Annotated in this window: 25 protein-coding genes and 1 riboswitch; of the genes, 10 read left to right on the top strand and 15 right to left on the bottom strand. The window is 73.7% G+C overall.

Annotation, left to right across the window (positions count from 1 at the left end; genetic code table 11):
* Positions 1 to 3 precede the first annotated feature (3 nt).
* From ACIRSU_RS29490 to thiO, 6 genes are all read right to left on the bottom strand, one after another.
* Positions 4 to 591, bottom strand: coding sequence for a DUF4396 domain-containing protein (locus tag ACIRSU_RS29490; RefSeq protein WP_403798368.1), 588 nt, complete (start codon positions 589 to 591; stop codon positions 4 to 6).
* Between the two features lie 36 nt (positions 592 to 627).
* Positions 628 to 1,506, bottom strand: coding sequence for a deoxyribonuclease IV (locus ACIRSU_RS29485; RefSeq protein ID WP_403798365.1), 879 nt, complete (start codon positions 1,504 to 1,506; stop codon positions 628 to 630).
* A gap of 6 nt (positions 1,507 to 1,512) precedes the next feature.
* The gene (gene pknB, locus ACIRSU_RS29480) at positions 1,513 to 3,402 is read right to left on the bottom strand and encodes a Stk1 family PASTA domain-containing Ser/Thr kinase (RefSeq protein WP_403798362.1); all 1,890 of its coding nucleotides are present in this window, start codon (positions 3,400 to 3,402) and stop codon (positions 1,513 to 1,515) included.
* A 121-nt stretch (positions 3,403 to 3,523) separates the two neighbouring features.
* Positions 3,524 to 4,318: a thiazole synthase gene (locus ACIRSU_RS29475; RefSeq protein ID WP_403798359.1), complete on the bottom strand. Its 795-nt coding sequence runs from the start codon at positions 4,316 to 4,318 to the stop codon at positions 3,524 to 3,526.
* A gap of 5 nt (positions 4,319 to 4,323) precedes the next feature.
* A complete protein-coding gene (gene thiS, locus ACIRSU_RS29470; RefSeq protein ID WP_403798357.1) occupies positions 4,324 to 4,524 on the bottom strand; it encodes a sulfur carrier protein ThiS in 201 nt (66 codons plus the stop codon).
* Positions 4,521 to 5,741, bottom strand: coding sequence for a glycine oxidase ThiO (thiO, locus tag ACIRSU_RS29465; protein ID WP_403798354.1), 1,221 nt, complete (start codon positions 5,739 to 5,741; stop codon positions 4,521 to 4,523). The genes thiS and thiO overlap by 4 nt, the downstream gene beginning before the upstream one ends.
* Positions 5,739 to 5,851: riboswitch (TPP riboswitch) on the bottom strand. (Overlaps the previous gene by 3 nt.)
* Before the next feature lie 82 nt (positions 5,852 to 5,933).
* Here thiO and ACIRSU_RS29460 point away from each other — a divergent pair.
* From ACIRSU_RS29460 to ACIRSU_RS29440, 5 genes are all read left to right on the top strand, one after another.
* Positions 5,934 to 7,181 carry an NAD(P)/FAD-dependent oxidoreductase gene (locus tag ACIRSU_RS29460; RefSeq protein WP_403798351.1) on the top strand — a complete coding sequence of 416 codons (1,248 nt, stop codon included), beginning with the start codon at positions 5,934 to 5,936 and terminating at the stop codon, positions 7,179 to 7,181.
* Positions 7,182 to 7,224: 43 nt separating this feature from the next.
* Positions 7,225 to 7,599 carry an Rv2175c family DNA-binding protein gene (locus ACIRSU_RS29455; RefSeq protein WP_403798348.1) on the top strand — a complete coding sequence of 125 codons (375 nt, stop codon included), beginning with the start codon at positions 7,225 to 7,227 and terminating at the stop codon, positions 7,597 to 7,599.
* Positions 7,600 to 7,697: 98 nt separating this feature from the next.
* On the top strand, positions 7,698 to 8,348 hold the full coding sequence (gene thiE, locus ACIRSU_RS29450; protein WP_403798346.1) for a thiamine phosphate synthase: 651 nt from the start codon (positions 7,698 to 7,700) through the stop codon (positions 8,346 to 8,348).
* A gap of 243 nt (positions 8,349 to 8,591) precedes the next feature.
* Positions 8,592 to 9,509 carry a methylenetetrahydrofolate reductase [NAD(P)H] gene (metF, locus tag ACIRSU_RS29445; RefSeq protein ID WP_403798343.1) on the top strand — a complete coding sequence of 306 codons (918 nt, stop codon included), beginning with the start codon at positions 8,592 to 8,594 and terminating at the stop codon, positions 9,507 to 9,509.
* Positions 9,510 to 9,560: 51 nt separating this feature from the next.
* Positions 9,561 to 10,379, top strand: a complete 819-nt coding sequence (locus tag ACIRSU_RS29440; protein ID WP_403798340.1) for a hypothetical protein — start codon at positions 9,561 to 9,563, stop codon at positions 10,377 to 10,379.
* A 25-nt stretch (positions 10,380 to 10,404) separates the two neighbouring features.
* On the opposite strand, the gene ACIRSU_RS29435 is transcribed toward ACIRSU_RS29440, so the two are convergent.
* The 5 genes from ACIRSU_RS29435 to ACIRSU_RS29415 form a co-directional block, all read right to left on the bottom strand.
* Entirely contained in the window at positions 10,405 to 11,832 is a 1,428-nt protein-coding gene (locus ACIRSU_RS29435; protein WP_403798337.1) for a phytoene desaturase family protein, read from the bottom strand.
* Positions 11,833 to 11,863: 31 nt separating this feature from the next.
* Complete coding sequence (locus tag ACIRSU_RS29430; RefSeq protein WP_403798334.1) at positions 11,864 to 12,481, bottom strand: DUF4126 domain-containing protein; 618 nt, start codon at positions 12,479 to 12,481, stop codon at positions 11,864 to 11,866.
* Between the two features lie 264 nt (positions 12,482 to 12,745).
* A complete protein-coding gene (locus ACIRSU_RS29425; RefSeq protein ID WP_403798332.1) occupies positions 12,746 to 13,354 on the bottom strand; it encodes a TetR/AcrR family transcriptional regulator in 609 nt (202 codons plus the stop codon).
* Positions 13,355 to 13,400: 46 nt separating this feature from the next.
* Complete coding sequence (locus ACIRSU_RS29420) at positions 13,401 to 15,488, bottom strand: YhgE/Pip family protein (protein ID WP_403798329.1); 2,088 nt, start codon at positions 15,486 to 15,488, stop codon at positions 13,401 to 13,403.
* Positions 15,460 to 16,347: an ATP-binding cassette domain-containing protein gene (locus tag ACIRSU_RS29415; protein ID WP_403798327.1), complete on the bottom strand. Its 888-nt coding sequence runs from the start codon at positions 16,345 to 16,347 to the stop codon at positions 15,460 to 15,462. Before ACIRSU_RS29415 ends, ACIRSU_RS29420 begins: the two co-directional genes overlap by 29 nt.
* Positions 16,348 to 16,496: 149 nt before the next feature.
* Here ACIRSU_RS29415 and ACIRSU_RS29410 point away from each other — a divergent pair, with 149 nt between their 5' ends.
* The 3 genes from ACIRSU_RS29410 to ACIRSU_RS29400 all read left to right on the top strand — a co-directional run bounded on the left by ACIRSU_RS29410 (position 16,497) and on the right by ACIRSU_RS29400 (position 18,613).
* Positions 16,497 to 17,027: an SAV_6107 family HEPN domain-containing protein gene (locus ACIRSU_RS29410; RefSeq protein ID WP_403798324.1), complete on the top strand. Its 531-nt coding sequence runs from the start codon at positions 16,497 to 16,499 to the stop codon at positions 17,025 to 17,027.
* A gap of 66 nt (positions 17,028 to 17,093) precedes the next feature.
* Positions 17,094 to 17,882: a class I SAM-dependent methyltransferase gene (locus tag ACIRSU_RS29405; protein ID WP_403798321.1), complete on the top strand. Its 789-nt coding sequence runs from the start codon at positions 17,094 to 17,096 to the stop codon at positions 17,880 to 17,882.
* Between the two features lie 332 nt (positions 17,883 to 18,214).
* Positions 18,215 to 18,613 carry a DUF3040 domain-containing protein gene (locus ACIRSU_RS29400; RefSeq protein ID WP_403798318.1) on the top strand — a complete coding sequence of 133 codons (399 nt, stop codon included), beginning with the start codon at positions 18,215 to 18,217 and terminating at the stop codon, positions 18,611 to 18,613.
* A 157-nt stretch (positions 18,614 to 18,770) separates the two neighbouring features.
* Here ACIRSU_RS29400 and ACIRSU_RS29395 read toward each other — a convergent pair whose 3' ends face one another.
* The 4 genes from ACIRSU_RS29395 to ACIRSU_RS29380 all read right to left on the bottom strand — a co-directional run bounded on the left by ACIRSU_RS29395 (position 18,771) and on the right by ACIRSU_RS29380 (position 24,290).
* Positions 18,771 to 21,119 (bottom strand): transglutaminaseTgpA domain-containing protein, encoded by a 2,349-nt coding sequence (locus tag ACIRSU_RS29395; RefSeq protein ID WP_403798316.1) that lies wholly within the window; start codon positions 21,117 to 21,119, stop codon positions 18,771 to 18,773.
* Positions 21,116 to 22,507 carry a DUF58 domain-containing protein gene (locus tag ACIRSU_RS29390; RefSeq protein WP_403798313.1) on the bottom strand — a complete coding sequence of 464 codons (1,392 nt, stop codon included), beginning with the start codon at positions 22,505 to 22,507 and terminating at the stop codon, positions 21,116 to 21,118. Before ACIRSU_RS29390 ends, ACIRSU_RS29395 begins: the two co-directional genes overlap by 4 nt.
* Positions 22,507 to 23,535 (bottom strand): AAA family ATPase, encoded by a 1,029-nt coding sequence (locus ACIRSU_RS29385; protein ID WP_403798310.1) that lies wholly within the window; start codon positions 23,533 to 23,535, stop codon positions 22,507 to 22,509. Before ACIRSU_RS29385 ends, ACIRSU_RS29390 begins: the two co-directional genes overlap by 1 nt.
* 206 nt (positions 23,536 to 23,741) lie before the next feature.
* The gene (locus ACIRSU_RS29380) at positions 23,742 to 24,290 is read right to left on the bottom strand and encodes a beta-class carbonic anhydrase (RefSeq protein WP_403798307.1); all 549 of its coding nucleotides are present in this window, start codon (positions 24,288 to 24,290) and stop codon (positions 23,742 to 23,744) included.
* Positions 24,291 to 24,618: 328 nt separating this feature from the next.
* Between ACIRSU_RS29380 and rsmH the strand changes: the two genes are divergently transcribed.
* Both rsmH and ACIRSU_RS29370 read left to right on the top strand, forming a co-directional pair.
* Positions 24,619 to 25,578 (top strand): 16S rRNA (cytosine(1402)-N(4))-methyltransferase RsmH, encoded by a 960-nt coding sequence (gene rsmH, locus ACIRSU_RS29375; RefSeq protein ID WP_403798304.1) that lies wholly within the window; start codon positions 24,619 to 24,621, stop codon positions 25,576 to 25,578.
* A gap of 47 nt (positions 25,579 to 25,625) precedes the next feature.
* The gene (locus tag ACIRSU_RS29370; RefSeq protein ID WP_403798301.1) at positions 25,626 to 26,117 is read left to right on the top strand and encodes a septum formation initiator family protein; all 492 of its coding nucleotides are present in this window, start codon (positions 25,626 to 25,628) and stop codon (positions 26,115 to 26,117) included.
* Positions 26,118 to 26,120 lie beyond the last annotated feature (3 nt).

Genomic DNA, 26,120 nt, shown 5'->3' with positions numbered 1-26,120 from the left:
GCGTCAGTGGTACTGGTGGACGACGGCGTGGCCCTTGCCGCGGCCGATCATCCACTTGTTGACCGGGGTGGTCAGGACGAAGGCGACGAGCAGCGAGATCGCCAGGGTGATCCAGAACAGCGCGTCGGACAGGTGCGCGTCCATGGCGCCCGGCCACAGCGCGATCACGCCGTTGTCGATGATCTCCATGACGGCGATGGACAGGGTGTCGGCGGCGAGCGCGACCTTGAAGGCGGTCTTGAAGTCGACGCCGGCCTTCAGGATGCCGCGCAGGGTGAGGGTGTAGCCGAAGAAGAACGCCAGGACGATCGCGAGCACCATCGTCGGCGCGTTGCCCCAGCCGAACGCGGTGCCGACGATCATGCCGAGCACCTCGCCGATGGCGCAGCCGGTGAGGCAGTGCAGCGTCGCCTGGGCGGCCATGGACCAGCTGACCCGGCCGTCGCCGTGGTCGTGACCGTGATGGGCGTGATGCCCCTCGTGGCCTACGTGGCCTGCGTGCCCTTCGTGGCCCGCGTGGTGACCCTCGTGTCCTTCGTGGCCCTGGTGGTGGGCGTGGTGCTCGTGGTGGGCGTGCGCTTCGTGTTGCATGGGTGCCCCCAAGGTCGGGTAACCGTTCCTGCTTACTCAGGAACGGTATACCCCCCTGGGGTATTCCTCAACGAGTTTCTTTAGTAGTTCGACATCCGCCCTGTGGCCCTGCGTCCCGCCCGGCGTCTCGATGATCAACGGCACGCCGTCCGTGGCCGGGTGGCTCAGGAGGTTACGGAAGCCGTCCTCGCCGATGTGACCGACGCCGATGTTCGCGTGCCGGTCCTTGTGCGCGCCCACGACGTCCTTGGAGTCGTTGGCGTGGATCAGTTTCAGCCTTCCCTCGCCGACCACCGCCATCAGCTCGTCGAGCGTGCGCGTGGCGCCGTCCGGGCCGGTCAGGTCGTGGCCCGCGGCGAAGATGTGGCAGGTGTCGAGGCAGATGCCGAGCTTCGGGTGGCGGTCCAGCGCATCGAAGTACGGTCCGAAGTCCTCCGCCCGCGAGCAGAGCGACGAGCCCTGCCCGGCCGTCGACTCCAGGAGCAGGAACGGGTCGTCGTCGTGCGTCAGCTCGTCGAGCAGCGGCAGCACCCGCTCCCGTACCTGCGCGAGCGCCTCAGCGCGCGGCCGCCCGCCGGTCGCCGAGCCGGTGTGCACGACGACGCCCTGCGCGCCGATCTGCCGGCCGCGGCGCAGCGAGTGCCGCATCGACTCCACCGACTTCTCCACGGTGGCCTCGGTGTGCGAGCCGAAGTTGATCAGATACGGGGCGTGCACCCAGGCCGACAGGCCCTCGGCCTCGCAGCCGGCCCGGAACAGCTCGTCCTGGGCGGGGTTGCCGGGCGGGGTGGCCCAGCCGCGCGGGTTGGCGACGAAGACCTGCACGGTCTCGGCGCCCAGCTCGCGCGCGTAGCCGAGACCGGTGGTGGCGAGGCCGCCGGCCACGGGGACGTGGCCGCCGACGGGGTTGCGCATGAGTTCTTACAGTCCCTTGATCGTGATGGTGACGGTGGAGCCCTCGGCGGCGGTCGAGCCGCCCTCGACGGACTGGCCCGAGACCGTGTCCCCGAGGAACGGGAAGGTCTTCTCGACCTTGACCACGAATCCGGCGTCCTCCAGCTCCTGCTTGGCCTCCGCCGTCTTCTTGTCGACGACGTCCGGGACCTCGACCATCTTCGGGCCCTTGGAGACGGTGAGGGTGATCGCGTCGCCCTCGGCGGCCCGGCTGCCCTGGGCGAGGGACTGCGCGGCGACGGTGCCGGCGTCCTCGGGCGAGTTGACCCGCTCCGGCGCGACCGTGACCTTCAGGCCGGCGTCCTGGAGCGTGGCCGTGGCGTCCTCCACCGACTCGCCGGTGACGTCCGGGACCTCGACCGGCGCGCCCTTGCTGACGACGAGGGCGACGGCCGAGTCCGGGCCGCGCTCGGTGCCGGGCTCCGGGTCGGAGCCGATGACCGCGCCCTGGGCGACGGACTGGCTGAAGTCGTACGTGATCACGCCGGGCGCCAGGCCCTCGTCGGCGAGCCGCTTCTTCGCCTCGGCGAGCGGGACGCCCTTGAGCTTGGGGACCTTCACGACCCTCGGGCCGCGGGACAGGGTGAGCGTCACCCGGCCGTTGCCGCGGATCCGCTCGCCGGGCGCGGGGTCGACGGCCATGACCGTGCCGCGCTCGTACACGTCGCTGAAGTCGCGCTTCGTCGTGCTCACGTCCAGACCGGCGGCGGTGAGGCGCTTGGTGGCCTGGGCCTCGGTCTGGCCGAGGACGGCGGGGACGCGGGTGAACTGACCGGCGTTGATGTACCAGACGCCGCTCCCGATGCCGAGGGCGAGCAGGACGGCGGCGACGACGAGGAGCGGGCCGCGGGGACGGCGGCGGCGCGCCGCGGGTGCCGGTTCGGGCGCCGGCAGGAAACTGGTGTGCTCCACCGGCAGCGGCTGGATCCGCGGGATGACGCTGGTCCGCTCCTCGGGGCCGCTCGGTTCCTGGGCCGCCCGCTCCTGCGGCGGTACGGCGTCCAGCTGCTCCTCGGTGAGCCCGGCGCGGGCGTCGCGGACCTGCGCGAGCAGCGCGACCGCGTCGTAGGGCCGCAGCTCGGGGTCGCGGGCGGTGGCGCTCGCCACCACGGCGTCCAGCTCCCCGGCGAGGCCCGGGACGGCGGCGGACGGTGCGGGCACGTCGGTGTTCAGGTGCTGGTAGAGCACCTGCGCCGGGGTGTCGCCGGTGTGCGGCTTGGCGCCGGTCAGCATCTCGTACAGGACGACTCCGCAGGCGTACACGTCCGCGCGGGTGTCGGCGGTGCCGTGCTCGATCTGCTCCGGCGCGAGGTACGACACGGTGCCGAGGACCGCGCCGGTGGTGTCGGTGGCGGTGCCCACGGCCCGTACGAGCCCGAAGTCCGCGACCTTCACCCGGCCGTCGTCCCCTATCAGGACGTTCTCCGGCTTCATGTCCCGGTGCACGAACCCCGCCCGGTGCGCGGCGCCCAGCGCGGCGAGCACCGGCTCCAGGACGTCGAGGGCCGCGCGGGGCCGCAGCGCGCCCCGCTCCCGCAGCACGTCCCGGAGCGTGCAGCCCGCGACGTACTCCATCGCCAGGTACACGTACGCCCCGTCCGCGCCCTGGTCGAACACGCCGACCACATTCGGGTGCGCGAGCCGCGCGACGGACTTCGCCTCCCGCATGAACCGCTCCACGAAGGCGGCGTCCGTCGCCAGCTCCGGGTGCATCACCTTGAGCGCGAGCACCCGGTCGAGCCGGATGTCCACGGCCCGGTAGACCGTGGCCATCCCGCCGCCGGCGATGCGCGCCTCGACGCGGTAGCGGCCGTCGAGCAGCCGCCCGACGAGGGGGTCCTGAAGGGTCGTGTCCACGGCGTCGAGTCTACGAGGGCCGTACGACACCCCCGGCCGCGCGGCCGGGACTGCAGCGCAGCTGTGACGCGGCGCCGGCGGCGGCGGCCCCGCACCCCGCCGGGGCGGGGGCCGCGGACCGTCAGAACGCCGGGCGCTCCGGGTCCAGGCGGGCGCGGCCGTCCGTCGGGGACGACGCCTCCGCGAAGTGGCGGCGCGGGATGCGGCCCGCGCGGTGGGCCAGGCGGCCGGCCTCCACCGCGTGACGCATGGCGTCGGCCATGAGGACGGGCTCCTGGGCCCGGGTGACGGCGGAGGCGAGCATGACGGCGGCGCAGCCGAGCTCCATGGCGAGGGCCGCGTCGGACGCGGTGCCGGCCCCCGCGTCGAGGATCACCGGCACGCCCGCCCGCTCCACGATCAGCTCGAAGTTGTGCGGGTTGCGGATGCCGAGGCCGGACCCGATGGGCGAGCCGAGCGGCATGATCGCGGCGCAGCCGACGTCCTCCAGCTTGCGCGCGAGGACCGGGTCGTCGTTCGTGTAGGGGAGGACGACGAAGCCGTCGTCGACGAGGGTCTCCGCCGCGGCGAGCAGCTCCTCGCCGTCCGGCAGCAGCGTGCGCTCGTCGGCGATGACCTCCAGCTTGATCCACTCCGTGCCGAGCGCCTCCCGCGCGAGCCGCGCGGTCAGCACGGCCTCGCCGGCCGTGTAACAGCCGGCCGTGTTCGGCAGCACCTGGATGCCGAGCCGGTCGAGGACCGAGAGGACGGACCCCCGCACCGTCGGGTCGAGGCGGCGCATGGCGACGGTGGTCAGCTGCGTGCCGCTCGTCACCAGCGCGCGTTCGAGGATGTCGAGGCTGGGCGCCCCGCCCGTCCCCATGATGAGGCGGGAGGAGAACTCCGTACCGCCGAGCAGGAAGACGTCGTCGGACATCGCGCTCAACCTCCCTGTACCGCGGTGAGGACCTCGACCCGGTCGCCGTCGCCGAGCACGGTCGTGGCCCACTGGCTGCGCGGGACGACGGTCTCGTTGACGGCGGCGGCCACTCCGGCCGGAGCGGCGGTGAGCGTCGCGACGAGGGCGTCGAGGGACACGGGGCCGTCCAGGACCCGGCCCTCGCCGTTCACGGACAGGTTCATGCGTGCTCCAGGTGTGCGGGGGAGCCCAGGTGGGCGGGGGAGAAACGGCGGGCGGTGAAGGCGCGCACCTCCTCCGGCAGGGCGCCGGTCGTGAGGGCCTCCGCCATGGCGTCGCCGGTGACCGGGGTGAGCAGCACCCCGTTGCGGTAGTGGCCGGTCGCCAGGTGCAGCCCGGGCAGTGTGCTGGGGCCGAGCAGCGGCGCGTTGTCGGGGGACCCGGGGCGCAGCCCGGCCAGGGTCTCGGTGAGGGGTAGTTCGGTGATGCCGGGGACGAGCTCGTGCGCGTCGCGCAGCAGCTCGTACACCCCGCCGGCGGTGACCGTGGTGTCCCAGCCCAGCTCCTCGCTGGTGGCGCCGACCACCAGCTCGCCGTTCTCGCGCGGCACGAGGTAGACGTGGCTCCCGCGGACGACCGCGCGGACGGTCCGGGAGAGGAACGGCGCGTACGCGGGCGGCACCCGCAGCCGCAGCACCTGCCCCTTCACGGGCCGCACGGGCGGCAGCACCTCCGCCGGTACGCCGTCGAGCCGCCCGCTCAGGCTGCCCGCGGCGAGCACGACCTGGTCGGCGGTCACCTCGGCGCCCCCGGCCAGGACGGCGCCGCGGGCCCGGTCCCGTACCACCGTGAGCCGCTCGGCCACGGCGCGGTGGAAGACCACCCCGGCCCGTTCGCACGCGGCCAGCAGCGCGTGGGCGAGCCGCCGCGGGTCGACCTGGTGGTCGCCGTCGACCCGGAGTCCGCCGCGGACGCCGGGCGCCAGCATCGGCTCCAGGCGCCGGCAGTCGCGGCCGCTCAGCCACTCCGAGGCGAGCCCGCAGCGGGTCTGCAGGGCGTGCAGTTCGCGGAGGTGGGCGCGGTCGTCGGCGTCGAGGGCGACGGCGAGTGTGCCGCAGGCGCGGTAGCCGGTGTCCAGGCCGCCGGAGGCCTCGGTGAGTTCGGCGACGAAGTCGGGGTAGCGGCGGGCGGATTCGAGGTTGAGGCCGAGGAGGGTCTCCTCGCCGTAGTGGAGTTCGGTGACGGCGGCGAGCATGCCGGCCGCCACCCGGGCGGCCCCGCCGCCCGGTTCGGGGTCGGCCACGGCGGTCCGCAGTCCGCGCTGCGCGGCCCGCCAGGCCGTGACCAGGCCGATGATTCCGCCCCCGACGACAAGGACGTCGAAAGCGGTGGATGTGCCGGATGTTCCGGATGTACCGGTTCGACCGGTGGTACGCGACATGGGCGTCCAGCCCCTCCCTTCGCCGGCATGACCCGGATCAGGTTCGTACGGTCGGAGGCCGGTCAGCCTCCCTCTCAGCCCGGTGCGTCCGGGCTCCCGCGAGTGCTCTACGCCGGTCAGACTAACCGCAGGCGGCCCGGTCCCGCAGGACCCTCTCTTCTTGACGATCCGTCAGATGCGTAAGGTGGTCGGGTGAGCGAGCAGAAGCAGGTTCCCCACCGTGTAGTGATCGCCGGCGCCGGAATGGCCGGTGTGCAGACCGCCGTCGCCCTGCGCGAACAGGGCTTCACCGGCCCCGTCACCCTCATCGGCGCCGAGCCCCACCAGCCCTACGACCGGCCGCCGCTCTCCAAGGCGGTCCTCCTCGGCAAGGCCGAGGACTCCGCCTTCGACGTCGATTTCGAGTCACTCGGCGTCGAGCTCCGCCTCGGCGTCGAGGTCACCGGGCTCCGCCCCGACGCCCACGAGGTCGACACCGAGGCCGGCCCGGTCCCGTACGACACCCTCGTCGTCGCCACCGGCGCCCACCCGCTCACCCTGCCCGGCAGCGAGGGCGTCCCCGGCGTGCACCTGCTGCGCACCCTCGACGACGCCGCCCGGCTCGGCACCGTCCTGGCGCGCCGCCACGACATCGTGGTGGTCGGCGCCGGCTGGATCGGCGCCGAGTTCGCCACCGCCGCCCGCGAGGCCGGCTGCGCCGTCACCGTCGTCGAGGCCGCCGACCGGCCGCTGGCCGGCGCGCTGCCCGCCGAGGTCACCGCCCCGATGGCCGGCTGGTACGCCGACAGCGGCGCCGAACTCCGGCTCGCCGCCCGCGTGGACCGCGTCGAAGAAGGCCGGGTGGTCCTCACCGACGCGGACGGCCGGACCGTCGAACTCGCCGCCGACGCCGTCGTCGTCGGCATCGGCGCCCGCCCCGCCACCGCCTGGCTGGCCGGTTCCGGTGCCTCCCTCGACCCGAGCGGTGCGCTCAGCGCCGACGACCGGCTGCGCACCTCGCTGCCCGACGTGTACGCCGTCGGCGACTGCGCCTCCTTCCCCTCCGCGCGCTACGGCGAACGGCTCCTCGTCCACCACTGGGACAACGCCCTCCAGGGCCCGCGCACGGTCGCCGCCGCCATCGTCGCCGAGGTCGCCGGGGCGCCCGCCTCGACCGTCCCCGCCTACGACCCGGTGCCGTACTTCTGGTCCGAGCAGTTCGGCCGTTTCGTCCAGTACGCCGGCCACCACGGTGCCGCCGACACCCTGCTGTGGCGCGGCCACCCGGCCGAACCGGCGTGGACCGTCCTCTGGCTGCGCGACGACGTCCCGGTGGCCCTGCTCGCGGTCGGCCGGCCGCGCGACCTGGCCCAGGGACGGCGGCTGGTCGAGCAGCGCGCCGCCGTCGACCCGGCACGGGCCGCGGACCCGTCCGTCCCCCTGAAGGCCGCAGTCCGGTAGGGCCCGACTACCGACTGTCAGTCCGGGATGGCAGGCTTGTCCCGTGACCGAGATTGACGCAAAGACCGATGCTCTCGTCCCCGCCTGGCTCTTCCTCCCCGACATCGCGGAGATGCTGGACGTCGAGGTGACGCGCGTGCGGCAGCTGGTCAAGGAGGGCCAGCTGATCGCCGTGCGCCGCGAGGTGCGCCCCGGCGAGAAGATCCTCCAGGTGCCGGCCGCCTTCATCCAGGACGGCAAGGTCGTCAAGGGCCTCTCCGGGACCCTGACGCTCCTGCGGGACGACGGCTTCAGTGACGAAGAGATGCTGGAGTGGCTCTTCACTCCGGATCCGACCCTGCCGGGCACGCCCGCGCAGGCCCTCGGCGAGAATCGCGGCACGGAGGTGAAGCGCCGGGCCCAGGCGCTCGCCGTCTGACGCAACGCTCGCCGAGCAGTTCCACAACACCCGCGGGTGCCGGGCCGGTCGTTTCCGGCCGGCCCGGCACCGGCACCACCCACCAGGGGGGAATCACCATGTCCACGCCTCGCGCGCAGCTCGCCGACGCCCGGCTCTACCTGTGCACCGACGCCCGGAAGCGCCAGGGCGACCTGCCCGACTTCCTCGACGCCGTGCTCTCCTCCGGCGTCGACATCGTGCAGCTCCGCGACAAGGGCATGGAGGCGGGGGAGGAGCTGGAGCACCTGGCCGTCCTCGCCGACGCCTGCCGCCGCCACGGCAAGCTCCTGGCCGTCAACGACCGGGCCGACGTCGCCCACGCCATCGGCTCCGACGTGCTCCACCTCGGCCAGGGCGACCTGCCCGTGGCCGCCGCCCGCGTCATCCTCGGCGACGAGGTGCTGATCGGCCGTTCCTGCCACGCCGAGACGGAGGTGGCCGCGGCCGCCGCCGAGCCGGGCGTGGACTACTTCTGCACCGGGCCCTGCTGGCCCACCCCCACCAAGCCGGGACGGTACGCCCCGGGCCTCGACCTCGTGCGGTACGCGGCCGGGCTCGCCCAGGACCGCCCCTGGTTCGCCATCGGCGGCATCGACGAGACCAACCTGGACGAGGTCCTCGACGCCGGCGCCCGCCGGATCGTGGTCGTCCGCGCCCTCACCGAGGCCGACGACCCGGCCTCCGCCGCGGCCTCCCTCGCCAAGCGGGTCCGCGAGCGCCTCGCCTGACAGCGCCGCCGGCGGCGCCCGGAGCCCGGCACGGCGCCCCGGCACGGCGCCCGGTACGCCCCCGGTCCGGCGCCCCGTCCGGCGCGCGGCACGCCCCCAGGTCCGGCGCCTCGTCCGGCGCGCGGTCCGGCGCGCGGAATCCGGGCGTCCGGATGCTGGGACGGGTGGCCGGGATGACCGGAAAGGTGTCCAACACGCGGACTCGGCTTCACCCCGACCTTGGACCGCGTCTAACCTGCCCGTATGGCCCTTGGTACCGCTTCCGTCCGCTCGGACCGTGCACGCACGGTCCGCGAGATCCTCGCGTCCGGCGACACCACGTACTCCTTCGAGTTCTTCGCCCCCCGGACCGAGAAGAGCGAGCAGAGCCTCTGGAACGCCATGCGCCGCATCGAGGCGGTCGCGCCGAGCTTCGTCTCCGTGACCTACGGCGCCGGCGGCTCCACGCGCGGCGGCACGGTCAAGGCCACCCAGAAGATCGCCTCCGACACCACCCTCACCCCGGTCGCGCACCTCACCGCCGTCGACCACTCCGTCGCCGAGCTGCGCAACATCCTCGGCCAGTACGCCGACGCCGGCATCCGGAACATGCTCGCCGTCCGCGGCGACCCGCCGGGCGACCCGCTCGGCGAGTGGGTCGCCCACCCCGAGGGCGTCCACTACGCGGCCGACCTGGTCCGGCTGATCAAGGAGTCCGGCGACTTCTGCGTGGGCGTCGCCGCCTTCCCCGAGATGCACCCGCGGTCGCTGGACTGGGACACCGACGTCCGCCACTTCGTGGACAAGTGCCGGGCCGGCGCCGACTACGCGATCACCCAGATGTTCTTCGACCCGGAGGCGTATCTGCGACTGCGCGACAGCGTCGAGAAGGCCGGCTGCGAGACCCCGATCATCCCCGAGGTCATGCCCGTCGTCAGCCTCAAGACACTGGAACGGCTGCCCACCCTGAGCAACGCCGCCTTCCCCGCGCACGTGAAAGAGCGCATCCTCGCCGTCAAGGACGATCCGGCCGCTGTACGCTCCATGGGCATCGAGTTCGCGACGGAGTTCTGTGCGCGGCTGCTCTCCGAGGGTGTCCCCGGACTGCACTTCATCACGCTCAACAACTCCAGGGCGACGCTCGAGATCTACGAGAATCTCGGACTGCACGTGCAGTCCTGACCGGCCGTACCCGCCCCTACCCGCGGCGGAGGCCGTAGGAGAGGGGCGGGCATGGGGTGGACGGTCCTCTACATCGCGTTCGGTGTCGTGGCGCTGTGGCTTCTCGGTGAGGTGCTGCTGCAGTACAAGGCGCGGCTGCGCTGGCGGCTGCTCGCCTTCGGCGGCTTCCTCGGCGTGGTGCTCGGCGTGCTGCTGCCGTCCGTGGTCGTCATCGTCCTCGGCGCCGTCGCCTTCGCCGTCGGCCAGACCTATGTGACCCTCTCCTTCCGGCGCGGCTTCTCCACCGGCTGGGCCCTCGGCGGCCGCCCGGGCGCCAGCCGGCGCCGCCGCTCCAGGCCGTCCGCGGACCGGACCGGTCCGACGCTGGAGGTCACCGACCTCTCGTACGAGCCGGCGGACTCCGCCGACCCGGCCGACTCCGCCGCCGCTGAGGAAGGCCTGGCCGCCGCCGAGACCACGGCCGTGTACGAGCCGCAGCCGATCCCCGAGGACACCGGCCAGTACGCCGTCTACGGCACCTCGTACGAGCAGCAGCCGCAGTACGCCGACCCCTACGCCACCGGGTACGAGCAGCAGCCCGCGTACGACTACGGCGCCGAGGCCCAGCAGCAGTACGCGGCCTACTCGGACCCGTACATCGGCCAGCAGTACGCGGACGCCGGGCAGCAGTACGCGGACCCCGGCCAGCAGTACGGCGTCTACCAGCAGCCGTACGCCGACCCGTACGCCCCCTCGTACACCTACGACACCCCGCCCGGCGGCATCTGGGTGCCGCAGCAGCGCGACACCGACCAGCAGCACCCGGACCCGCACCAGCACCAGCACCAGCAGCCGTACGGATACGGCGAGGACCAGCAGTACCGCTACTGACCCCCGGCCGCGACGGGCCGGGCGGTCACTGCGAGCCGCGGAAGTCCGCGCCCTCCACGATCAGACCGGCCACCAGCGCGCCCGACATGCCGGCGTGCGCCAGCCCGCCTCCCGGGTGCGACCAGCCGCCGACGAAATAGAGCCCGGGGACCGGCGACACGTTCGCCGCCGGCAGCCAGCGGCCGCGGTCCCCGGCCAGGGCCGGCCCCGGCACCTCGGCCGCGCCCGTCTCCAGGAGCGTGTCGTCCGGGGTGCGGACCTCCCGCCACAGCAGCCGCTCGCGCAGGTCGGGCACCACCATCTCGGCCTGCACCAGCATGTGCTCCGCGAACTCGTCCCAGGACGACAGGACGCCCTCCGTCGCCGTGACCGTCACCGACTCGTGCGCGTCGTCCGGCCGCAGCGCCGGGTCGTCGGGCCGCAGCACCGTCACGGTCGGCAGGGCGCCGGTCGCGTGCACCACCGTGCGGTGGACGGCGCCGGACTCCCGGGCGCCGCGCAGCGCCAGACAGACCGTCACCCGGCCCGTCCGCACCGGCTGGAAGTGCGGCCACTCGTCCTGCCGCTCCCAGCCGACCAGCTGCTCCTGATAGAGCATCGGCACGGGCGCGCCCGCGACGACGTGATCCGCGAGCACGGTCTCGCCGCCCGCCAGCTTCAGCCCGACCGCCCGGCCGTGCTCCCGCAGCACGTCGGTGACCTCGGTGTCGAAGACGAACTCCACCCGCCGCTCCAGGCACCGCTCGTACACCGCGTCCGCGAGCGCCCGGATGCCACCGGCCACGTACCAGCTGCCGAAGGTCTGCTCCATGTACGGCAGCACGGCCGCCGAGGCGGGGGCGGTGGCCGGGTCGAAGCCGTACCCCCACGCGTACGAGTCGAGGAGCGCGGCGAGCCGCGGGTCGCGCAGCTCGCGGGCGCCGATCTGGGCGAGCGTGGTCGTCGGGCGGCGCAGCAGGCCCGCCTTGACCGCCGGATACGGCTCCCGGCCGAGCGCCGAGGTGTCCGCGGCCTGCGGCTCCTCCAGGAGCGGGCGCCGGGTGCGGTCCCACGCCTCGCGGGCCCGCACCAGGAACTCGCCCCAGCGCTCGCCCGCGCCCGCGCCGAGCGCCGCGTCCAGGGCGGCGACGGTGCCCGCCCGCGAGGCGTTCGGCAGATCGACCGTCGTGCCGTCGGCGAAGACATGACGGCTCGCCGGATCGACCTGGGTGAGCGTCACGCACTCCTCGAGCGGCCGCTTGCCGGTCTTCACGAACAGATCGCGGTACACGGCCGGCAGATGGAGCAGCCCCGGGCCGGTGTCGAAGCCGAAGCCGTCGCGCTCCAGCCGGCGCACCCCGCCGCCGTACGTCGAGTTGATCTCGTACACCGTCACCCGATGGCCCGCCACCGCGAGCCGGGCGGCGGCCGCCATGGCGCCGAGTCCCGCGCCGATCACCACAATCCGTGCCATGCAAGGGACCTTATCGGCCGCCACTGACACCTCACCCGGAAGGTGGCCGGACCGCCTGTGCCCCGAGCCGCTTCTCCGCCCGGCGCTGGGCCCGGCGGCGCCGGAAGCGGCGGATCCGGTGGACGAGGAAGCCCACCGTCGCCAGGCCGAGGACGAGCAGGGCGGCGGCGACGCTCGCCGCCGCGACCGGATGGAAGAGCGCCAGCGCGACCAGACCGGCCACGCCGAGGTCCTCCGCCGTGGACAGGACGATGTTGGAGAACGGCTCCGGCGAGGTGTTGACCGCCATCCGCGTCCCCGCCTTCACGGCGTGGCTCAGCAGCGCCGTCGAGCCGCCGACCGCGCCCGCCGCCAGCTCGGGCAGCGAACCCGACTGCCCGGCGAGCAGCGCGGCCACCACCGCCCCGCCGACCGGCCGGATCACCGTGTGGACGGAGTCCCAGACGGAGTCGACGTACGGGATCTTGTCCGCGACCGCCTCGCACAGGAACAGCAGCCCGGCGGCGATCAGCACGTCGGGCCGCTGCAGCGCCTCGGGCACCTCGTCGGTGAGCCCGGTCGCGCCGAGCACGCCGAGCAGCAGGACCACGGCGTAGGCGTTGATCCCGCTCGCCCAGCCGCTGGTGAAGACCAGGGGAAGTACGGACACGTCCGCGATCGTAGCCAGCCCTGAGTACGCGTACCTAGAGGCCGAGATGAGTAGGTGCGCGGATGGGCTGTGACCTGCGCGGAAGGGAGAGTGGACCGCACGGAAGGGGCGCGGCTCCGGCACCGCCGACACGGGGCGGCGGAACGGCGCCGCGCGCCTGCCGCTGTGAAACGACGCCGGTCCGGCGAGGCTCGGGGGGATCGAGCCTCGCCGGACCGGCGTCTCCTGCGTTCGCGGGCCGCCCGGCTCGGCGGGCCGCCGGGCTCAGCAGCCGTGCACGCGCCCGTGCAGCAGCCGCGAGAGCGCGGAGTGCACGTCGTCCAGAGAGCGTTCGCTCTGGAAGGCCTGCCAGTCGAGTGCGGCCACCAGGACCATGCCGACCAGCGCGGACGCCGTCAGCTGCACGTCGATCTCGTCGCTGAACTCACCCGCCGCCACGCCCTCGCGCAGCACGTTCTCGACGACGGCGACGGCCTCCTGACGGACCACCAGGAGGGTCGAGTTCCAGGCCCGTCCGGTGCGCCACAGCTCCGCCACGTACAGCTGGGTGAAGGCCGGGTAGCGCTGGATGAAGACCAGGCCGGCCCGGATCATCGCGTCCAGCGCCTCGATCCGGGTGCCGCCCCGCGCGGCGGTCTCCTCGGCCGCCGTCCGCAGGGAGGCGGCGAGGAGGGACACGCCGTGCCGCAGCAGCTCCTCGAAGAGCTCCGTCTTGCTCTTGAAGTTGTAGTAGACGGTGCCCTTGGCCACCCCGGCCCGCTCGGCGATCTCGTCGACCGTGGTCGCCGAGAAGCCCTGCTCCGCGATGAGGGTGACGGCCGCTTCGTAGAGCTTGGCGCGGGTGGCCTGCCGTCTGGTGCTGCTGCTGTCCATGGGCTCGATTCTCACAGAGACCGGTCTTCTCACAGAGACTGTCCTCTTACAGGGACAGTTCGGGGTGGAGCCGGTCGAAGGTCCATACCTGCTTGCGCCGGGCGGAGACCGCGGTCAGCGCGAGCGCGCCGAGCGTGAAGGCGGTGAGCACGGCGACCGCCTGCCAGACCGGGCCGAGGGGGCCGCCGGTGATGAGCCGGCGCAGCGCCTCGATCACGTACGTCATCGGCAGGTAGGGGTGGATGGCGTTGAAGAAGCCCGGGCTGGTCTGGACGGGGTAGGTGCCGCCCGCCGAGGTGAGCTGGAGCATCAGGACCGCGAGCACCAGGATGCGGCCGGCCGCGCCGAAGCGGGCGTTGAGCCACTGGATGATGGCGGCGAAGCAGCAGGTCACCAGGGCGAGGAAGCCGACGGTGCCGGCGGCCCTGGCCATCTGCAGGCCGAGGCCCCAGTGCAGCACGGACATCAGGGCGGCCACCTGGAGCACGCCGATCGCGGCGACCGGCAGCCAGCCCGCGAGCGCGATCCGCCAGGCGGAGGCGCCGGCGGCCAGAGCGCGCCTGTTGAGCGGCTGGATCAGCATGTACGCGACCATCGCGCCGACCCAGAGGGAGAGCGGGATGAAGTACGGCGCGAAGCCGGTGCCGTAGTTCGGCGCCTTGTGCATCGACTGGGCGGCCAGCTTGACCGGGTCGGCCATCACCTCGGTGCGGCGGTCGCGGTCCTGCTTGTCGTAGTCGGGGATCTTGTCGACGCCGTCCTTGAGGCCGGTGGCCAGCTGGCCCGAGCCGTCCGCCAGCTTGAACAGACCGCCGTCGAGCTGACCGGCGCCCTTCTTCAGCTTGCCGACGCCGGTGTCGAGGCCGGCCGAGCCGGAACGGGCGCTGGTGAGGCCGGTGTGCAGCCGGTCGGCGCCGTCGGCGACCTTGTGGGCGCCCGCGTTCAGCTCGTTGATCTTCTTGATGGCGCCCTCGACGTCCTGGTCCAGGTGCGGGGCGCGCCGGGCCAGCTCGTCGGCGTCCTTCTTCAGCTTGGCGAGCCGGGCGTCGAGGGTCTTCAGGTCGCCGTTGCTGTCCTTGGTCAGCTCGTTCAGGTCGTCGGCGATCTTCGAGACGTCGCCGGCGGTGACCGACGCCTTCTTGAGCAGCTCGCAGCCCTTGGCGTCGGCGAGCAGGTTGCCCACGCACTGCTTCCGGTAGTACGCGGACAGGTCCGCGTCGGCCTTGTGGGCGGCGCTGCGGGCGATCGGGGCCCGACGGACCAGGTCGTCCAGGTTGTGCCGGACGGCGGTCGCCGAGTCGGACACGAGGCGGGCGGTGTCGCGGATCGACTTGCCGTTGTTCGCGAGGTAGGGGCGGACCTTGTCGGCGGTGCCGTTCACCTTGTCGGCGAGCTGCTGGGTGCCGTTGGCGACCTGGCGGGAACCGCTCTCCAGGTCCTTGGCGCCCTTGTCGAGCTTCCGGATGCCGCCGGCCAGCTGGCCGCTGCCCTTCTTGGCGTCCTTCAGGCCGTCGGCCAGGCTCTTGGAGCCGGCCTTCGCCTTGTCGACGCCCTCCTTGAGGTCACCGGCGCCCTTGGCCGCGTCGGCGGTGGCGTCGTGCAGGTCGGAGAAGGAGATGAAGATCTTGTCGAGGAACTTGCGCGAGGAGTTGGTGGAGGCGGCGGCGCGCACCTCGGAGAAGACCGTGCGGGAGATCGAGCCGACGATGTAGTTGTTGGCGTCGTTCGTACGGACCTTCAGGGCGCCGGTCTCGGGGGAGTCGCCGGAGCTGGAGGCGATCCGCTCGCTGAAGTCGGCGGGCATCGTCAGGGACAGGTAGTACGTGCCGTCCTCGACGCCCGCGCGGGCCTCGGCGTCGCTCACCTCGTGCCACTCGAAGACGGCGCTGTCGCGCAGCTTCTTGGTGATGTCGGCGCCCGCGGTGATCTTCTGGCCGCCGGCGGTGGCGCCCCTGTCCTCGTTGACGAGGGCCACGGGGATCTTGTCGAGCCTGCTGTACGGGTCCCAGAACGACCACAGGTACAGCGCGCCGTACAGCAGCGGCAGCAGCAGGATGGCGACGAGCGCGGCCCGCGGCAGCTTCCCCCTGCCGAACCGCTTCAGCTCAAGCGCGGCGAGCTTGTGCGAGCGCACCGGACTCCCCCTTCTCGGACTTCGTGTCGTTTTCGGTGGCGGCGTCGGCCGGTTCGGTCTTCGTGGCCTCGGCCGTCGCGGGCTCGGTCTTCGTGGGCTCGGCCGTCGTGGGCTCGGTCTTCGCGGGCCCGGCCGGCTCCGCCGGCTTGGTGCGCCTCGGGGCGGGGGCCGTGGAGACCTTCAGGGCGTCCTCGGGGGCCTCGCTGCAGACGGCGAGGACGGTGGTGCCGGCCGCGGCGAGGGACCGCAGCAGGTCCCAGGCCTCGGCGCGGTCGGCGTCCGAGAGCTTGAGGTCGGCGTCGTCCAGGGCGAGCAGCCGGGGCTCGCCGATGAGGGCGAGCGCGATCGACAGACGCAGCGCCTCCAGGCGTTCCAGATCGCGTACGGAGGTGCGGTCGCCCTTCGGCAGGGTCGCGAGATCGAGTCCGGCGGCGGCCAGGGCCCCGTCGATCCGGGCCTTCGCGGCGGCGCGGCGCTCGGCCGGCGGGCGCAGCAGGGCCTTGAGGGAACCGTCGAAGCGGCGCTGGAGCAGGGCCCGCTCGCGCAGGTGCTCGGCGACGGTCAGGGCCGGGTCCAGGTCGCTGACTCCGGGGACGGGGCCGAGCGCGCTGATCCGGCGCACGGCCGCCATCTTGCGGGGCAGCGGCAGCCCGGCCACCTCGGCACGGCCCTCCTGGGCCTTCATCCGGCCGGTGAGCGCGAGCAACAGGCAGGTGCGGCCCGAGCCGGAGGGGCCCTCGATGGCGACGAGGCTGCCGGGGGCGGCCTCGAAGCCGATCCCCTGGAACGCCCAGCCGCGCGGGCCCTTCAGTCCGAATCCGTCCGCGACGACGGCGGCGCCGTGGTTCGCTTCCACCATCCCCCCTCTTTTGAACTGACCAGTCAGTTCAAAAGTTACCGCCGAGTTGGCCTCCTGGCAAAACCCCAGGTCAGCGCGATTGTCAGTGGTGCCGTGCACGATGAGCACATACGGCCACAGCGCCGTCACCCGACGACAGGAGGCTCGTCATGGCCGGCAACCCCGCCGCAGCCACGCCCCGGCGCCACACCGGAAGTCGCCCTGCCCCCGCCCAGCTCGGACCCGCGTCCGACATCCACCCCGTCCCGCGCCGCGCCTCGGCCCCGCCCGCCGCCCTCGACCTGCTCGCCAAGGCCAGGGCCGGACTCGACGAGGCCGCCGCGCTCGACGTGCCCAACGAGCGGTACGCCACCGCGCACCTCGCCGCCCTGCGCACCGCCGCCGCCGTGCTCGCCGCCCGTGGCCGGCCCGAGCGGGACCCGCGCAGGCGGGCCCGTATCCGCAGCGCCTGGGAGGTGCTCCCGGAGATAGCGCCCGAGCTCACCGAATGGAGCGCCCTCTTCGCCTCCGGCGCCGAGCGCCGGGCCCGCGCCGAGGCGGGCATCACCGGCGCCGCCAGCCGCCGCGACGCCGACGACCTGCTCCGCGACGCCGCCCTCTTCCTCCGCCTGGTGGAGCGACTGCTCGCGCTCCAGCCGGTGCTGCCGAGGCAGCCCGGCGCCGAGGAGGCCACGGGATGATCGGCGCAGCACGCCTCAGGCCATAGGGTGGGGGAGTAAGCCACCGTCACCGAGGAGTCAACAGCCGTGTCGGACCCTTCCGCTGTCTCCGGTCGAGAGGCGACCTCGCGCCCGTCGCGTGCCTCCCTGCGCACCGCCGTCGTCTGGGACGTCCTCAAAGACGCCCTCGACCGCCGGGTCAAGGCCACCGGGCAGGACGGCCTCGATGTCCTCGACACGGGCGGCGGCTCCGGCAACTTCGCGGTCCCGGTGGCCCGCCTCGGCCACCGGGTCACCGTCGTCGACCCCAGCCCCAACGCGCTCTTCGCCCTGGAGCGGCGCGCCGCCGAGGCCGGGGTCGCCGACCGGGTCACCGGCGTCCAGGGCGACATCCGCGGGCTCTTCGACGTCGTCGACCGCGAGGGCTTCGACACCGTCCTGTGCCACGGCGTCCTGGAGTACGTGGACGACCCGGCCGAGGGCGTGCGCAACGCGGCCGCCGCGCTGCGGCCCGGCGGCAGCCTCAGCCTGCTCGCCGCCGGCCTCGGCGGCGCCGTCCTGGCCCGCGCGCTCGCCGGCCACTTCACCGAGGCGCGGAACGCGCTGAGCGACCCGGACGGGCGCTGGGGCGCCGGCGACCCGGTGCCGCGGCGCTTCACCGCCGACCAGCTCACCGGCCTCGCCGCCGACGCCGGCCTCGACGTCGGCGCCGTGCACGGCGTACGGGTCTTCGCCGACCTCGTGCCCGGCGTCCTCGTCGACACCGAGCCCGGCGCCGCCGAGGCCCTGCTCCGCCTGGAGGCCGCGGCCGCCGAGCTGCCGTCCTTCCAGGCGATCGCCACCCAGCTCCACGTCCTGGGCACGAAGCACGCCTGACCCCACCGGTCACGCGCGCGACGAGCGCCACTCGCACGGCCGTGCACCGGGGCCCCGGCCCCGGTGCACCGGAGTACCCGCTGATCAGCGGCGCAGCGGCGGATGGAGTACGCCACAGCCCCGCCGAACGGGGACTTGTCCCCGTATGATCGGAAGACACCATCCGGCATGACGGACTGGGGGCCGGGGAATCAACGCCTCAGCATCCGATCCGCATGGCGGCCCGGATTGGCGATTTGGCATTGAGGGCGGGTTTCACGGGGGCGATTCCCTGCCTATCCTGAAAGGGCCGCAAACCGGTCGCCCCCGCGACCGACGACTAGGAGGACTCCGTGCCGCTCTCGGAGCACGAGCAGCGAATGCTCGAGCAGATGGAGCGAGCGCTGTACGCCGAAGATCCCAAGTTCGCGACAGCGCTCGAGGGAAGCGGACTGCGTACGTACACCCGGCGACGGGTCTACCAGGCAGTCGTCGGCTTCCTGGTGGGTATCGCGCTCCTCATGGCCGGAATGGTCGCCCAGCAGATCTGGATCAGCGTGGTGGGTTTCCTCGTCATGCTGGGCTGTGCGGTCCTGGCGGTCACCGGCTGGCGCAAGGCCCCCAAGCCGGGCGAACACCTGCGCGGAGCCGCCGCGGGCGGCCCTCGCGCCCGGCAGCGCCGCTCGATGATGACCCGTATCGAAGAACGCTGGCAGCGCCGGCGCGACGAGCAGCAGGGCGGCCATCACTGAGGCGGTCCGAGCCTCGCTGAGACGTCGACACGAGTGGGCCCGCACCAACCGGTGCGGGCCCACTCGTGTTTCCGGGGCCGGGCCCAGCCCCGCCCCCGGTGGGCGGGGGCGGCGGCTCACACAGGCCGGGCTCTTGGGCGTCGCCCGGTGACGCCCTCTACGACGGCCTCCGCACCAGCGTTCTCACGCGCAGCGACCACGCTCCTGCGACCCGCGTCCACCATTCCCGTGTCGCCCAGACCACCCGCGAGCCCGACCTCGGCAGCAGGACCGCTCGGAGGCGGGTGCGGCGGGAGGCCGCGGTGTGGAGGGCGCGGCGTACGGTGACCGCCTCGGGGGAGAGGGCGGGACCGGTCCGGGGGCGGGGGGCGTAGAGGGTTTCCTCCACCGCGCGGGCCGCGCGGTGGAGGGCGTCGGCCGCGTCGGCGGGGAGTTCGCCCAGGGTGACGATGCGCGCCGCGGTCCTGCGCGGGGTGCGGGAGTCGTCCGGGGCGATCCCGTAGTCCCAGGCGGTGTCGTTGATCTCGCGCCAGACGGCGAGGACGTCGCCCGGGGGGCCGAGCCGGCGGGCCCGGACGCGGGTGCGCCACAGGAGCGGCAGCAGCAGGAGGCCGAGGACCAGGAGCACGCCCAGGGTCACCAGGAGCAGCCGCGCCCAGGGGAAGCCGTCGTCGGCCGGGAGCGCCGCGCCCGCCGCCTTGTCCGGGCCGCACTCGCCGAGCCGCCTGGACTGCGGCGGGCAGCTCTCCTGGGCGCTGGGCGCCGCGGAGGGCTGGGCGGTCTGTCCGGCCGAGGGCTGGGCGGACGGGGTGGCCGCGCCGCCGGAGGACTGCTCACGGGTGTACTCGGGGATCGAACCGCGCGACGGCGTCGGCTCGAAGCGCGTCCAGCCGGCCCCCTCGAAGTACAGCTCGGGCCACGCGTGCGCGTCCCGGATGCCGACCGAGACCGAGCCGTCGCTCTGCGGGGTGCCCGGCATGAAGCCGACGGCGACCCGGGCCGGGATGCCCAGGGAGCGGGCCATCGCCGCCATCGAGAAGGAGAAGTGGACGCAGAATCCCTCCTTGTCCTTCAGGAAGCGGGAGATCGCCTCGACACCGGTGCCGGACTTGACGTCCACGTCGTAGCGGAAGCCGCCGTCCCGGGCGAACCAGTCCTGCAGCCGCACCGCCCGCTCGTAGTCGTTGCGCGCCCCGCGGGTGACCTTCTCGGCCGTGGCGCGGACGTCCGCCGGCAGCGAGGCCGGGACCCGGGTGTACTCACGGCGCAGCGCGTCCGGCGCGGCCGGGGCCGTCGCCAGCTGCTCGGCCGAGGGCCGCACGTCCAGGCTGGTCACGGTGTACCGGGCGCCCTTGGTGTTCTGCCCGTTGTCGCCGACGAGCATCCGGCCGGCCGGCTCGTACCGCCAGCCGCCGCTGATGGAGACCCGCGCCGCCGGATACGGCATCGGCAGCCACTTCTGCTCGTACGCCGTGGAGGCGACCAGGTTGGTGGTGACCTCCGAGACGGGGACCTGCTGGGAGAGGCCGTCGGGCCAGGGCAGGTTCTCCGGCACGTCCTGGATCGGGCGGACCGAGGACTTCCAGGCGGTGCCGTCGAACTGGTCGAGGGCGACGAGTCGCAGATAGAGGCCGCTGGTGTCGAGAGCGTTGGTGCGGTAGCGCAGGACCTCGCGGTTCTCGGGCTGGCGCAGGTTGTTCTGGAGCGAGACCAGCGGGTTCACCGCCGAGATCGTGCCCCCCTTGCCCTTGCCGGAGCCCTCGCCCTCGCCGCCGCCGAGGAAGCCGCCGCTGAGTCCGGGCAGCGCGAACGGCACCACGAGCGCGACGCCCAGGGCGACCGCGCCGATCCGCCGCCCGGTGCGGACCGGCGCGAACGCCGGCCCGCCCTTGCCGGAGCCCTCGCCCCGGCCGCCGCCGAAGACCCGGCCCCACTGGGAGAGCCGGTCCCGGCCCTCGGCCAGGAGCAGCAGCAGATAACCGGCCGCGGCGAGCAGGAAGAGCAGTCCGCCCGCGCCGCCGCCGGAGAGTCCCGCCGCCACCGAGTACAGGGCGAGCAGCGGCAGTCCCGCCGGGGCCGCGCTGCGGAAGGTCACCGCGAGCGTGTCCACGAGCAGGCCGATCACCGCGACGCCGGTGACCAGGAGCAGCCGGATGCCGGCCGTGTTCGGCGCCGGGATCGCGTACGTGCCGACGTCGTTCACGCCGGCCTGGAAGAGGCTCCCGAAGGAGGCGAGGACGTCCGGGCCCGGCACGATGCCGAGGATCGCCTGCTCGTGGGCGAAGGCCACGGTGAGCGCGAGCAGGGTGACGAGCGCCTGGGCGGCGATCGTCAGCGGTCGCGCCAGCGGCACCCGCCGGGTCAGCAGGCCGACGGCGCTCTGCAGGCCGACCACGACGACCGCCGTGAGGATCCAGTCCGCCGGCTTCACCAGCGGCAGCAGCGCGGCGGACGCGGCCAGCGTCGCGCCGAAGGCCGCAAGCGTCAGCCGCCCGCGCCCGCTCATGACCAGCCTCCGTACGTCTCGCCCGCGGGCGTCTGGGCCGAGGCCCCGCCGGCGAGCTGCCACAGTTCGGCGAGCCGGGCGCCGGGCGCCACGGCGAACGCCTGCCAGCCGGCCTCCCGCAGCCGGCGCACCCGGTCCTCGACCGCGCCGGCGACGGCGCCGCCGGTCAGCCAGGTCCCGGAGTCGAGCACGAACGCCACGGCGGTGCCGTGCCGCTGCCGCATCCGGGCGGTGAGCGCGGCCTGCTCCTCGTCGAGGTCGCCGAGGAAGGCCACGAGCAGTCCCTCGTGGCCGCCGCGCAGCACGTCGTACGCCCGGGAGAGGCCGGCGCCGTCGGAGTGGTCGACGACCGCGAGGGTGTCCAGGAGCAGCCCGCCGGCCTCGGCGCCGCCTTCGACGGAGCGCCCGCCGCCGGCGAAGCCCTCGGCCCCCTCGCCGGGCACCGTGCTGCCGGTGTCGGTGAGCAGCCGCACCGAGAAGCCGCGCTCCAGCATGTGCGTGAGCACGGAGGCGGCGCCGGAGACGGCCCATTCGAAGGCCGAGTCGGGTCCGCCGCCCTCGTAGGCCACGTCCCGGGTGTCGAGCAGCACCGTGCAGCGGGCGCGCTGCGGCTGCTCCTCGCGGCGCACCATCAGCTCGCCGTAGCGGGCGGTGGAGCGCCAGTGGACCCGGCGCAGGTCGTCGCCGTGCCGGTAGGCGCGCGGAATGATGTCGTCGTCCCCGGCGAGCGCGAGGGCCCGGTGCTGTCCGTCGCCGTATCCGGAGGACTCGCCGCCGAGCTTGACCGGCGGCAGCGGTTCGGTGCGGGGGATGACCGTGAGGTTGTCGTGGGTACTGAAGGAGCGGGTCAGCTCGCACATCCCGAAGGGGTCGCTGAGCCGCAGCTGGAGCGGGCCGAGCGGGAAGCGGCCGCGCAGGTCGGAGCGGACCCGGTAGGACACCTCGCGGCGGCCGCCCGCCTCGACCCGGTCGAGCACGAAGCGGGGCCGCGGGCCCAGCATGTAGGGCACGTGGTCCTGGAGCATGAGCAGGCCGGTGGGCACCCGGGACACGTTGTCGACGCGCAGGTGCACGCGGGCCTCGGTGCCGGTCTCGACCCGCTGCGGGGCGAGCCGGCGGCTGCCCGCCACCCGGTAGCGGGTGCGGTGCAGCACGAGGACGCAGAGCAGCGGGAGCACGGCGAGCAGCAGTCCGACGCGCAGCAGGTCGGACTGGCCGAGTACGTAGGCGCAGGCGGCGGCGGCGATCCCGGCGGCCAGGAAGGACCGGCCGCGGGTGGTGAGCCCGGCCAGGGCGGCCCGCAGGCCGCCCCGGTCGCCGTCCTCCCGCTGCCCCTCGCCGCCCTGGGGCGGATACCCCTGCGGGGCCTGCGGAGCGGCGGTGTCCATCACAGCCGCCGGGCGCCGGGCTGGTGCTGGCCGTAGAGCGGTGCGGCGTGCGGCGCGGGCGGCGCGGCGGCCGGGACGGGGGTGCGCTGGAGGATGTCGAGCACGACCTGCTCGGCGGTGCGGCGGCTGAGCTGCGCCTGCGCGGTGGGCAGCAGGCGGTGGGCGAGCACCGGGGCGGCGAGCGCCTGGAGGTCGTCGGGCAGCACGTACTCCCGGCCGCTGAGCGCGGCGGACGCCTTCGCGGCCCGCAGCAGGTGCAGCGTGGCGCGCGGGGAGGCGCCGAGCCGCAGCTCGGGGTGGGTGCGGGTGGCGGCGACCAGGTCCACCGCGTACCGCCGGACGGCGTCGGCGACGTGCACCGCGCGCACGGCCTCGACCAGCTTGAGCACGTCATGGGCGTGCGCGACCGGCTGGAGGTCGTCGAGCGGGGAGACGGCGCCGTGCACGTCGAGCATCTTCAGCTCGGCCTCGGGGCTCGGGTAGCCCATGGAGACCTTGGCCATGAATCGGTCGCGCTGGGCCTCGGGCAGCGGGTAGGTGCCCTCCATCTCCACCGGGTTCTGGGTGGCGACCACCATGAAGGGGCTGGGCAGCTCGTAGGTCTGGCCGTCGACCGTGACCTGGCGCTCCTCCATGGACTCCAGGAGCGCGGACTGGGTCTTGGGGGAGGCCCGGTTGATCTCGTCGCCGATGACGATCTGGGCGAAGATCGCGCCCGGCTTGAACTCGAACTCGTGCCGCTGCTGGTCGAAGATCGACACACCGGTGACGTCCGACGGCAGCAGGTCGGGCGTGAACTGGATGCGGCGGACCGAGCAGTCGATGGACCGGGCCAGCGTCTTGGCCAGCATGGTCTTGCCCACGCCGGGGACGTCCTCGATCAGGAGGTGTCCCTCGGCGAGCAGTACGGTCAGCGCAAGACGTACGACCTCGGGCTTGCCCTCGATCACACCCTCCACCGACCGGCGGATCCGCTCCGCTGTGGTGGTCAGATCAGCGAGGCTCGCTCGATCGTCATAGGTCGTCACCCGGCCCTCCTCGGCCCTTTCGCAGCACAGACACCTGCCCCCGGCGCGTCGGCCGGGGGGTGTCACGCGTGCATTCTTGTTGCCGCGAGCGGGTCGTGTCACTCGCCCCCGGCCCACCTGTGGATAACTGCGGGCGAATTGCCGGGGTTTGAGGGCTTGTGGCGGAGTGAATCGTCTGCTCGGCTCCGTCAGTTGCAGCCCTTGCGCTACGCCTGCTCGACCGGGTCGATCTCGCGCAGCAGACCCGACGTCACGTCGAAGACGAAACCGCGGACGTCGGAGGTGTGCGGCAGGAACGGGGAGGTGCGCACCCGCTGCATGGACTGGCGGACGTCCTGGTCGACGTCCCGGAACGCCTCCACGGCCCAGGCCGGGCGCTGACCGACCTCGTCCTCCAGCTCGTGCCGGAAGTCCTCGGTGAGCGATTCGAGGCCGCAGTTGGTGTGGTGCACCAGCATCACGCTGCGGGTGCCGAGCGCCCGCTGGCTGATGGTGAGGGAGCGGATCACGTCGTCGGTGACGACACCGCCCGCGTTGCGGATGGTGTGACAGTCGCCGAGCTCGAGGCCGAGGGCGGCGTGCAGGTCGAGACGGGCGTCCATGCAGGCGACCACGGCCACCCGGCGCACGGGCCGGGCGTCCATTCCGGGGTCGGCGAAGTCGGCGGCGTAACGCGCATTGGCCTGGACGAAGCGGTCGATGACCGAGTCCTCGGTGTGTATCGCGTCGGCAGAGGGGTGCGCAGAGGTCGACATGTCTCCGAAGGTAATGGTCATCGAGCGGTCAGGCCTGCTGTGAGGTCGGACAAAGACAGTCATAGAACCTTGTTGTGAGCGAACCCACAGGAGGCGGGAAACGGGGCCGTCCGGGTGAATCCCGCGAAACGAACCTCCCCGCGCGCCGGAGCGCGCGACGCGCCAGCCGGTTGGTTGACCGGGGGGTCCGGTGGACTAAAGTGGCGCGAAGTTCACGGAGACATCGAGCGATTTCCGCCGTTTCTCCCCGTAAGTGCGGCGGTACCTACGGCTCGGCCCCCTTCCGCTCGCCGGTGGTACCTGTCTCCGCCGGATCTGAGAGGGCGCTTTGAGCAACGACCGACATGTCCCGGTGATGCTCCAGCGGTGCCTGGACATGTTGGCCCCCGCCCTGGAACGCCCCGGCGCCGTCGTCGTCGACTGCACCCTCGGCCTCGGCGGGCACAGCGAGGCGCTGCTCCAGCGGTTCCCGGAGGCGCGGCTCGTCGCGCTCGACCGCGACAAGGAGGCGCTGCGCCTCTCCGGCGAGCGGCTCGCCCCGTACGGGGAGCGCGCCACCCTCGTGCACGCCGTCTACGACGAGCTGCCCGAGGTCCTGGCCCGGCTCGGCATCCCGCGCGTCGACGGCGTCCTCTTCGACCTGGGCGTCTCCTCCATGCAGCTGGACGAGGCCGACCGCGGCTTCGCCTACGCGCAGGACGCCCCGCTCGACATGCGCATGGACCAGACGACCGGCATGAGCGCGGCCGAGGTCCTCAACACCTACCCGGCCGGCGAGCTGGTCCGCATCCTGCGCGCCTACGGCGAGGAGAAGCAGGCCAAGCGGATCGTCTCGGCGATCGTGCGCGAGCGCGAGAAGGAGCCCTTCACCAACAGCGCCCGACTGGTCGAACTGATTCGCGACGCGCTGCCGCAGGCCGCCAAGCGCACCGGCGGCAACCCGGCCAAGCGCACCTTCCAGGCGCTGCGGATCGAGGTCAACGGTGAGCTGTCGGTCCTGGAGCGGGCGATCCCGGCGGCCGTGAAGGCGCTCGCCGTGGGCGGGCGGATCGCGGTCCTCTCGTACCACTCCCTGGAGGACCGGCTGGTCAAGCAGGTCTTCGCGGCGGGCGCCGCGACCACCGCGCCGCCCGGCCTCCCCGTCGTGCCCGAGCAGTACCAGCCCCGCCTGAAGCTCCTCACCCGCGGCGCCGAGCTCCCCACCGAGCAGGAGATCGCCGAGAACCGCCGCGCGGCCCCCGCTCGTCTCAGGGGTGCGGAGCGGATCAGGGAGGACGTGGAGCAGTGAGCCAGAAGGGGCCTTTGAAGGGGCGGGCCGCAAGGCTCGGCAGGCTCATGCCGTCCGGGCCGAGCACCGCGGCCCGCACCCCCTTCGTCCTGCTCGTCGTGCTGCTGCTCGGCGGCGGTCTGATCACGCTCCTGATGCTCAACTCCGCCCTCAACCAGGGCTCGTTCAAGCTCAGCGAGCTGAAGAAGAAGACCACCGAGCTCACCGACGAGGAACAGGCCCTGCAGCGGGACGTCGACGACAGCGCCGCCCCCGACGCCCTGGAGCGGCGCGCCCGCGAGCTCGGCATGGTGCCCGGCGGCAGCCCCGTCTTCCTGGACCCCGACGGCCGGGTACGGGGCGTGCCCACGGTGGCCGTCTCCCCGAAGCCCTCGCCGCGGCCGACCCCGCCGCCCGCCCCGCCCGCCACGCAGGCCCCGGCCACGGGGGCGACCGGCACGCCGAAGCCGTCCGCGACCGGCGCCCGGACCGGCACTCCGACCGGGACCCAGGCCACCCCCGCCGGCACCCCGACCGCCCCGACGACCTCCGGCAGGTGACCC

The sequence above is a fragment of the Streptomyces sp. NPDC101160 genome, from assembly GCF_044768205.1.
GTDB lineage: Bacteria > Actinomycetota > Actinomycetes > Streptomycetales > Streptomycetaceae > Streptomyces.
The sequence above is the reverse complement of the archived record's forward strand: the minus strand, read 5'-3'. Positions and strand labels throughout refer to the sequence as shown.

What these genes read in the sequence shown, in the direction of transcription:
- ACIRSU_RS29490 (WP_403798368.1), bottom strand. Translation starts at nt 591, where the DNA reads ATGCAACACGAAGCGCACGCCCACCACGAGCACCACGCCCACCACCAG.
- ACIRSU_RS29485 (WP_403798365.1), bottom strand. Translation starts at nt 1,506, where the DNA reads ATGCGCAACCCCGTCGGCGGCCACGTCCCCGTGGCCGGCGGCCTCGCC.
- ACIRSU_RS29475 (WP_403798359.1), bottom strand. Translation starts at nt 4,318, where the DNA reads ATGTCCGACGACGTCTTCCTGCTCGGCGGTACGGAGTTCTCCTCCCGC.
- thiS (WP_403798357.1), bottom strand. Translation starts at nt 4,524, where the DNA reads ATGAACCTGTCCGTGAACGGCGAGGGCCGGGTCCTGGACGGCCCCGTG.
- thiO (WP_403798354.1), bottom strand. Translation starts at nt 5,741, where the DNA reads ATGTCGCGTACCACCGGTCGAACCGGTACATCCGGAACATCCGGCACA.
- thiE (WP_403798346.1), top strand. Translation starts at nt 7,698, where the DNA reads ATGTCCACGCCTCGCGCGCAGCTCGCCGACGCCCGGCTCTACCTGTGC.
- metF (WP_403798343.1), top strand. Translation starts at nt 8,592, where the DNA reads ATGGCCCTTGGTACCGCTTCCGTCCGCTCGGACCGTGCACGCACGGTC.
- ACIRSU_RS29440 (WP_403798340.1), top strand. Translation starts at nt 9,561, where the DNA reads ATGGGGTGGACGGTCCTCTACATCGCGTTCGGTGTCGTGGCGCTGTGG.
- ACIRSU_RS29435 (WP_403798337.1), bottom strand. Translation starts at nt 11,832, where the DNA reads ATGGCACGGATTGTGGTGATCGGCGCGGGACTCGGCGCCATGGCGGCC.
- ACIRSU_RS29425 (WP_403798332.1), bottom strand. Translation starts at nt 13,354, where the DNA reads ATGGACAGCAGCAGCACCAGACGGCAGGCCACCCGCGCCAAGCTCTAC.
- ACIRSU_RS29415 (WP_403798327.1), bottom strand. Translation starts at nt 16,347, where the DNA reads ATGGTGGAAGCGAACCACGGCGCCGCCGTCGTCGCGGACGGATTCGGA.
- ACIRSU_RS29410 (WP_403798324.1), top strand. Translation starts at nt 16,497, where the DNA reads ATGGCCGGCAACCCCGCCGCAGCCACGCCCCGGCGCCACACCGGAAGT.
- ACIRSU_RS29395 (WP_403798316.1), bottom strand. Translation starts at nt 21,119, where the DNA reads ATGAGCGGGCGCGGGCGGCTGACGCTTGCGGCCTTCGGCGCGACGCTG.
- ACIRSU_RS29390 (WP_403798313.1), bottom strand. Translation starts at nt 22,507, where the DNA reads ATGGACACCGCCGCTCCGCAGGCCCCGCAGGGGTATCCGCCCCAGGGC.
- ACIRSU_RS29380 (WP_403798307.1), bottom strand. Translation starts at nt 24,290, where the DNA reads ATGTCGACCTCTGCGCACCCCTCTGCCGACGCGATACACACCGAGGAC.
- ACIRSU_RS29370 (WP_403798301.1), top strand. Translation starts at nt 25,626, where the DNA reads ATGCCGTCCGGGCCGAGCACCGCGGCCCGCACCCCCTTCGTCCTGCTC.